The sequence below is a fragment of the Photobacterium sp. OFAV2-7 genome, assembly GCF_022347985.1.
Lineage (GTDB): Bacteria > Pseudomonadota > Gammaproteobacteria > Enterobacterales > Vibrionaceae > Photobacterium.
The window spans coordinates 1-5912 of sequence record NZ_JAKRFQ010000259.1 but is presented as its reverse complement, the minus strand read 5'-3'; the positions used below and the strand labels follow the sequence as shown (position 1 = coordinate 5912).

The 5912-nt window shown below is 52.7% G+C and carries 4 protein-coding genes and 1 pseudogene; 1 reads left to right on the top strand and 4 read right to left on the bottom strand.

What is annotated here, in order from left to right; all coding sequences use genetic code 11:
* From MHN01_RS13915 to MHN01_RS13900, 4 genes are all read right to left on the bottom strand, one after another.
* Positions 1 to 499, bottom strand: a 499-nt coding sequence (locus tag MHN01_RS13915) for a GNAT family N-acetyltransferase (RefSeq protein ID WP_239411895.1), incomplete at its 3' end; no start/stop codon positions are given.
* A gap of 178 nt (positions 500 to 677) precedes the next feature.
* On the bottom strand, positions 678 to 1514 hold the full coding sequence (locus MHN01_RS13910; RefSeq protein WP_239411894.1) for a peptidoglycan binding protein CsiV: 837 nt from the start codon (positions 1512 to 1514) through the stop codon (positions 678 to 680).
* A gap of 29 nt (positions 1515 to 1543) precedes the next feature.
* Positions 1544 to 4999: a transcription-repair coupling factor gene (mfd, locus tag MHN01_RS13905; RefSeq protein WP_239411893.1), complete on the bottom strand. Its 3456-nt coding sequence runs from the start codon at positions 4997 to 4999 to the stop codon at positions 1544 to 1546.
* A gap of 5 nt (positions 5000 to 5004) precedes the next feature.
* Complete coding sequence (locus MHN01_RS13900) at positions 5005 to 5577, bottom strand: PilZ domain-containing protein (protein ID WP_239411892.1); 573 nt, start codon at positions 5575 to 5577, stop codon at positions 5005 to 5007.
* 189 nt (positions 5578 to 5766) lie between these two features.
* Between MHN01_RS13900 and MHN01_RS13895 the strand changes: the two are divergent.
* A pseudogene (locus tag MHN01_RS13895) lies at positions 5767 to 5912 on the top strand (lipoprotein-releasing system transmembrane subunit LolC); the annotation flags it as partial.

The following is a 5912-nucleotide window of genomic DNA, read 5'->3' as shown; positions in this document are numbered from 1 at the left end:
CTGCCGCAAAGATCCGGTTTCTGGCGGTACATTCGAATTTGGCTTTGATAGCCAGGGCCGTTCTTTGGCTGGCAAGATTGCCGGTGTGGGTAACAATTTCCAGTCGGGTAAGTCCCAGGGTACTGAAGGCAAATTCACTGATAGCCTGACAGGCCTCGGTCGCAAATCCTTGCCGATGGAAGGAGGTTCGGATCCAGTAGCCAAGCTCCGCCGAATTCAAGGTCACTGACACGTTATTGAGCGATACACTACCGGCAAGCTGTCCGGAGTGATGGTCAAAGATCCCCATTTCGTAACTGATATTGTTTCGCCAGTTATTCCTGCTGGCATTGATCCACTCGTAGGCATCATGCTGGTCGTAGTCTGGTGTACACCAAACCAGCCACGGACTCAGCTCAGACACCGATGACCGGACGGCATCTATGAGCTCGTTAAGATCGGCGAGTTTGTAGGGGCGAAGCATAAGCCGAGGTGTTGATATTTCGAAGTCCGTTTTCATTGGGGGGAAACTTTCCTTAGTTTACGTCCCTGAGGGAGATCTTGTGTCCAAGGTAAGCATAGGTAGTGAGCGGCAAGTCGGCAACGGGAGGCGGTTATATCTGTGAAATCTATTAGTTTTTGATGTATACAAAAAAGGCTGCCTGTTGGCAGCCTTTCGAAGGTATGTCTTTGGCGGATTATTCCTCAACCCGACGGATCTGAATGACCATGCCCATCAATGGGTGATCCAGGTAGTGGGTTTCGCCGCTGCGCATTTTCCGTTGCTGCTCAAAGCGGTAGGATTTCAGGAACTCCTCAACTTCCACTTTTTTCTTCACTTCCTGTAAGTGGCCTACCTGAACATTGCTGTCCTCGGCCAGCAGATCTGTTTCGAGGTCGATAGGCTCGGCACCGACAATCACTTCACGACGGCCCGGCTCACGTAAGTCGAGGCTGGTTTCGGTAAATAAGAAGTGCTGGACGTATACGCGAATGCTACCTTCAAGTTCATAAAGCGGTGGCTCGGGGGCAACTGCTGGCATCTCTGTCGTGGCAGGAAGGCCGTCAGCTGTTATAGCGGTTTCACTTTCGGCTATGGCTGGCGGCTCTGGCTGCGGACTGGTTTCGCGGCTAAGTGCTGCTTTTGAAGTGCCGTCGGCAAGGTATTGGGCCGAATAATCTTTGCCGGCCGTTAGGTGAAACTTCGGAGCCGCTGCCTTGCTTAAATCACCCTGACGCCAGCCAAAATGGGCCAGTGGGGTAAAACCGGCATGGCCTCTGAGCTTGTCATACTGTGGGGTCAGCTGAAACTGCTCAGGTAACATCAGGCTGATGTCCTTGCTGGCCAGCAGGCTTTCATCATCGAAAGACACGGTGCCTTTCATGTTGACGGGCTTCTGCTGATCCGGCCAGGCCTCACTGACTTGCGCCGGGTCGATATTGCGCTTGAACAGAATAACCTCAATATCAAATTGTCGCGCCGCCAGACTAGGCCAGCTAATGGCAATAAGCAGCAAATAAATCAGTTTTTTCAAGATAATACTCCGCACTATAGTGCCATCAATTATAGGGTGTTTTCCGAAAGCTTTGTTAAAAGCCCGTCAACATACTTAATCCGGTCTTTGCGATCGTTCATTGGCGCCATCACTTTCAGTTTAGTCGGGCCATCCATCCGGTAATGCTGCGGTTGTGACTGAAGCAAATTGACCAGGAAGCCCGGGTTGATAGATGCATTTTGGGCAAATTCCACATAACCGCCTTTTTCCCCGGCCTCAATTCGACGAACGCCCAGACCGGCAGCCTTCAACTTAAGCTTGTTGACCGTCAGCAGGTTGGTAGTTGCATCCGGTAGTAGACCGAAGCGGTCGATGAGCTCGACTTTTAGCTCATTCAGGGCATTTTCGCTGTCGGCGCTGGCAATGCGTTTGTAGAGCGACAGACGGGTATTGATATCCGGGATGTATTCGTCGGGCAGCAATGCCGGCAGTCTCAGTTCAATTTCAGTCTGCTGTTTCAGCAAATCATCCAGTGATGGCTCCTTGCCTTCTTTCAGTGCTTCGACGGCCTGTTCCAGCATTTCCATAAACAGGGTGAAGCCGACAGACTGAATCTGACCGCTCTGCTCGTCGCCCAGAAGCTCCCCGGCACCGCGAATTTCGAGATCATGGGTTGCCAGGGTAAAGCCGGCACCGAGATCTTCGAGTGAAGAGATTGCCTCAAGACGTTTCACCGCATCTTTGGTCATCCGCTTAGGATGCGGGGTAAGTAGGTAGGCATAGGCCTGGTGGTGGGAGCGTCCGACACGGCCCCGTAACTGGTGTAACTGGGCCAGACCGAGATGGTCGGCACGGTTAATCACAATGGTGTTGGCGGTCGGGACATCGATACCGGTTTCGATAATCGTGGTACAGACTAGCAGGTTGAAACGCTGGTGATAGAAATCACTCATGATTCTCTCAAGTTCGCGTTCGCGCATCTGGCCGTGGGCAAAGGTGATACGTGCCTCAGGGATCAACTTAGCCAAGTCCTCGGCTGTTTTTTCGATGGAGTCGACATCATTGTGGAGGAAGTAGACCTGCCCACCACGCATGATTTCACGAAGGACTGCTTCACGAACCAGGATATCCTCACGCTCACGAACGAAGGTCTTGATAGCCAGGCGACGTGCCGGCGGGGTAGCGATAATAGACAGATCGCGCATACCGCTCATTGCCATGTTCAGCGTCCGCGGGATCGGCGTAGCCGTTAGGGTTAGAATGTCGACATCGGAGCGGATCGCCTTGATTTTTTCTTTCTGGCGGACACCGAAACGGTGCTCTTCGTCAACAATCAGCAAGCCGAGATCCTGATAGCTGACCGAGGCATTGAGCAGCTTATGGGTACCGATCAAGATATCGATTTTCCCTTCGGCAACATCGGCTAAAATTTGCTTTTGCTCTTTGGCCGTCTTGAAGCGGGACAAAACCTCGACCCGAACCGGAGTGTTGGCGAAGCGGTCGCGGAAGTTCTCAAAATGCTGCTGTGCCAGCAGGGTGGTCGGAACCAGCACGGTGACCTGCTTGCTGTTATCAACGGCAACAAAGGCCGCTCGCATTGCGACTTCGGTTTTACCAAAGCCGACGTCGCCACACACCAGACGGTCCATGGCTTTGGCCTGGCACATGTCCGACAGTACGGCATTGATGGCGAGCGCCTGATCATGGGTCTCTTCGAACGGGAAGCCGGTGCAGAAATCGGCATAGGCTTCACGATCGAGCGTGAATTTGAAACCGGGCTTCATTTCGCGCTTGGCATAGACATCCAGCAACTCGGCGGCAACATCGCGTACTTTCTCTGCTGCTTTCTTGCGTGCCTTGGCCCAGGTTTCCCCGCCCAGTTTATGGATTGGTGCGGTTTCTTCTGCACCACCGGAGTAGCGGCTGATCAGGTGCAGGGAGGCGACGGGGACATACAGTTTGGCACCGCCCTGGTATTCAAGTGTGACGTACTCGGTGGTGATCCCGCCGGCTTCCAGTGTCTGCAGGCCCTGATAGCGACCAATACCATGATCGAGGTGAACGACTGGCTGGCCAATCTGGAGCTCGGCAAGGTTACGAATAATCGTATCGGCGTTGACAGTTTTTTTATCTTCGCGTCGGCGACGTTGCACGACACGCTCACCCAGCAAGTCGCTTTCGCAGATAAAGGCGATAGCAGGCTCGCTCAGGATAAAGCCTTGTTCTGCAGCGCCGATAACCAGCGCAAATTTACCCGGTGCATTGGCGGCTTCGTGGAGAGTGTTGCACACCATAGGGCGAAGCTTGATACGGGCCAGCAGATCAAGCAGTGCTTCTCGGCGACCTTCGGAGGCCACGGAGAAAATAATCTTACCGTCATACTGTTCCGAGAAACGACGCAGTTCGGCAAGAGGCTCCTTGAGTTGATGATTGATAGTCAGCATCGGGACAGGTTGCAGCAGCGGGTTGTAGCGACCGGCCTTTTCTGGTTCGGCATCCGGGCGAATACGAACTTGCGGCAGGGTTTTAAAGCTGCTGAACATTTCGTCTTTGCCTAGCCAGAGTTCCTTCGGGCTAAGGAGCGGACGGAGCGGGTCAACGCGGCGCTGTTCGAATCGGTATTCGGCGTCCCCGAGGAACTGGTCTGCTGCCGGTTCCAGCTCACCAATGGTGATCAGCAGGCTCGAGTCGGGCAAGTAGTCGAACAGGGTTTCGGTTTGCTCGAAAAATAAAGGTTGCCAGTATTCGATGCCGGCAGGCCAGGTGCGCTTGCTCACTTGCTGGTAGATAGATTCCGGCTCTCGGCGGGCTTCGAATCGTTCGCGCCAGCGCATGCGAAAGTTCTCGACAGCAATTTCATTGGTCGGAAACTCATGAGCAGGCAATAGTCGAATACTGTCCATTTCGCCTGTAGAGCGTTGGTTTTCCGGATCAAACTGACGAATTGAGTCGACTTCATCATCAAAAAAGTCAATACGGTATGGCTGGTTGCTTCCCATAGGGAAAAGATCCAGCAGGGAACCACGACTGGCATACTCGCCATGTTCCATGACCTGATCAACATGCCGGTAGCCTGAGGCCTCAAGCTGCAGACGAAGTTTGTCGAGCGAGAGGCGATCGCCATTGGTAACCAGTAGCGCATGCTGATGGATAAACTCACGGGGTGTCAGGCGCTGCAGCAGCGTACTGATAGGAACTAGGATGATCCCGTTACTTTGCGTCGGCAGTTTATACAGGCGTGACAGACGATCAGAAATTATGTCCTGATGCGGCGAAAAATTATCATAGGGCAGGGTTTCCCAGTCGGGGAACACGCTGACTTCGACGTCGGTAAACTGAGTGATTTCAGGCTGCAGGCGAAGGGCTGTTTGAGTATCTGGTACAACAGCCAGCACCGGTCCCTGATGTTGTTGAGCCAGCTCCGCGACAGATAAGGCCAGGGCTGCCCCTGATACATTACCGATAAATCGGTTGTCTCCTTGCTTTGTAGGTAAAGGAAGAGAGAGTAATTGATTCGAGTTCATGTGCTTTATTGATTATCTGTTCGGTATTGGGCGCGCTGGCGCAGTAACTTTTGTTGAATATAGAGGGCTGCGCGTATCAGCAGGTCCCGGTCATCTTCCTGCAGGCGATTGTATTTAAGCGTGACTTCAACCTTATCGCCCTTGGTTGTATTACTGACGACTTCGGCGTAGCAATAGACGGCTGCAGATGGCTTGTCTAAAAATAGCTTAACCCGGGCGTTAGTGCCGACAGGAATTGCCTTGGCCGAAAAAAATGTGAGCTGGCTGGCACCAAATGTTTCCGTGATATGTCGATGCCTCGGGTTATCTTGTTGTGACAACACGTAAGACAGCAGGAGGTTTATCTTGCTGTTCTGGGCTGTCAGGTAGTCAAGCAGTGGTTTGCTGTCTTCTTTGGTCAGCTTTTGCAGCGATTGTTCGATGCCGTCCTCGAGGCCGGTGCATTCGCTTGCGACACGAAACAGCGGCGGGATTTCATGGCTGAATGCTATCTCATCAGGAAGCTGTTCACTGGGGGGGAGCAGCTCGACGTTGATGGTTAGCCCGGCACTGACCGAAAAATACTCGTCCTGATTCATGTCATACTCGTGATTAATTAACTATCCTTCGATTATCACTTACCCTTCGCTTTCGAGCAAGCGCGGCACGGTCACAGTGTCTATTTTACCCTCTGTTTTTACATTAGTTTTGCGCCTCCGGATGGTAATCACTTGCTGCAACGGGTATTCTTGCGGGCAGTTAATAACAGGATGGTTTCGACTTCGTTTATGTTTCATCCAGTCTCTTTCTTTATTGGCCTGCGCTATTTGCGAGGCCGTTCCGGGGACCGATTCAGCCGCTTTGTTTCCTATATGTCTACGGCGGGGATCACCATCGGCGTGCTGGCCCTGGTAACGGTGCTCTCGGTGATGAA